The 1,757-nt window shown below is 64.9% G+C and carries 4 protein-coding genes; 1 reads left to right on the top strand and 3 read right to left on the bottom strand.

Annotated features, from left to right (window positions below; all coding sequences use genetic code 11):
- Window positions 1-153: 153 nt before the first annotated feature.
- Window positions 154-528: a hypothetical protein gene (locus MOV74_RS37450; RefSeq protein ID WP_246932463.1), complete on the bottom strand. Its 375-nt coding sequence runs from the start codon at window positions 526-528 to the stop codon at window positions 154-156.
- 278 nt (window positions 529-806) lie between these two features.
- Between MOV74_RS37450 and MOV74_RS37445 the strand changes: the two genes are divergently transcribed.
- Window positions 807-1,064, top strand: a complete 258-nt coding sequence (locus tag MOV74_RS37445; protein ID WP_246932461.1) for a hypothetical protein — start codon at window positions 807-809, stop codon at window positions 1,062-1,064.
- Here the strand turns inward: MOV74_RS37445 and MOV74_RS37440 are convergent.
- Together MOV74_RS37440 and MOV74_RS37435 are read right to left on the bottom strand one after the other, a co-directional pair.
- A complete protein-coding gene (locus MOV74_RS37440; protein ID WP_246932458.1) occupies window positions 1,061-1,249 on the bottom strand; it encodes a hypothetical protein in 189 nt (62 codons plus the stop codon). The two genes, MOV74_RS37445 and MOV74_RS37440, sit on opposite strands and share 4 nt — an antisense overlap.
- 82 nt (window positions 1,250-1,331) lie before the next feature.
- The coding region (locus MOV74_RS37435) for an FAD-dependent oxidoreductase (protein WP_246932456.1) at window positions 1,332-1,757 on the bottom strand (426 nt) is incomplete at its 5' end.

Genomic DNA, 1,757 nt, shown 5'->3' with positions numbered 1-1,757 from the left:
GAGACGCCGCATGCGGCCAAGAACAAAGCCAAGCCGCAGGGGCGGCGAACGGCACATGCGGCGCAGACCGCACCGAAGCATGCCGCTCAGGCCAAGACGACTGCCTCCCGCCCGACCCGCCTCGCCACCAGAGCGAAGAAACGCGCGTGAGTTCTACTGCCGCATGATGGCGGCGACGCAGAGCAGCACGATCAGCGCGAGAAAGAACAGGTCCATATAGGACTTGAGCTCGCCGTCGCGCCGCAGCCGCGCGACGTCGGCCACGACCTGCTTGCGCGCGCTCGTTCCTCCGGAGCCGTCGTTGATCGGGCCCTGAAGGCGCCGCGTCTCGGCTTCCAGTTTCTCGATCTTCTGGAAGAAGTAGAACGCCCGCAGCGTCGAGGCGGCGCGCATGGCGGCATAGACCAGCACCAGGATCGCGATGATCGCCCGGTTCTGGTATTTCTCCATGAAGTTGAGGCTGAAATAGACCATCGCCATGAATGCGAAATTGGTCACGAAGCGGTAGACGAAGCTGAGAAAGATCATGCTGGCTCGAGCCTTGAAGGGGAAGCGCGATCGGATCGTTGCGATGCGGGATCAGGGGCCCAGACCGGAACAGCCGGCCTGGATGCGGTGCAGGCCCGTCTACGCCAAGATTGTTTCAACAAAGATACTGCAAGTCGCCGCCTTTTAGCCACACGCGGCCACAATGCAAGCCAGAGGACGGCCGTCACCCTGGCGCGCAGCGCGTCCGCAACGGCTCAATGGTGATTTGGCGGAAGTCGCGATAGACTGGGCGCTGCCGCCACAGCTGGGGTCTGCCGATGCCGAAGAAGGGAATCACCGGCCACGACGACTGGGTTCTGACCGAGGCCCTCGCGACCGCCCTGGTCGCGCTGGAGCAGCTCGAGCCAAAGCACCAGCCGAACGCGCATATGGACGACATCCGCAAGATGCTCTCGAACGGCAAGGAGCCGGCGGCGGTGAGCCTGCACCTCGCCCAGGCCAAATGCCGCCTGTTTCCCGACCTCGACCCGCTGGAGATCTACCGGGAATACGGCATCGGCGAGGAATATGGCTAGGGCCCGCCGGCGACGGATCCTGCAATCACCATCGCCAGCGCGCCCAGGTCGATCCTGCCATTGACGATCAGCTCCTCCGAACTGTTCGCATCGTCCGTGCCTTGAACCTTGAGCGTCTGCGGCCGGTTGGCGGCTTGCCGCTGCAGCTCGCCAACGATGGCTTCCTTCAGTTTCTCTTCCAGCATGAGCACTTCCTTCGGGCCGGCATTGCACGCCGATGTCGCGCGTCCCGCTCAACCAAGGCGGAGCCGCGCCCTTCGTTTCCCGTCAAGCCAGATGCCGCGGCAGGCTATGGTGGATATTGCAAGCCGCGACCGCCGCGTGGCCGAACGCGACCGAGATCTGGTGCAGGTCGGTGACGACGTCGCCGATACCGTAGAGCCCGCTGACCGAGGTACGCTGGTGGTCGTCGACTTTCAGATAGCCTTCCCCGACATGCTCGGCCCCCAGCGACACCGCGAGCTGCGAGCGGACCTCGGCGCCCATCGCCGGATAGACCGTGTCGAACGGCAGCGTCCGGCCGTCGGCGAAGACAGCCTCGATGCCCCCGCTCCTCCGCCGAAGATGCAGATCGGGCGCGAACACGATTTCGACGCCGGCTTCGGTCAGCTCCGGCGTTGCGCTGGGTTCGTCACCCTGGCCGATGGCGAGCAGCGTCACGTCGCGCGAGTAGCCGCGCAGGAACAGCGCCTT

Source organism: Bradyrhizobium sp. SHOUNA76 (assembly GCF_023006445.1).
GTDB lineage: Bacteria > Pseudomonadota > Alphaproteobacteria > Rhizobiales > Xanthobacteraceae > Bradyrhizobium.
The sequence above is the reverse complement of the archived record's forward strand: the minus strand, read 5'-3'. Positions and strand labels throughout refer to the sequence as shown.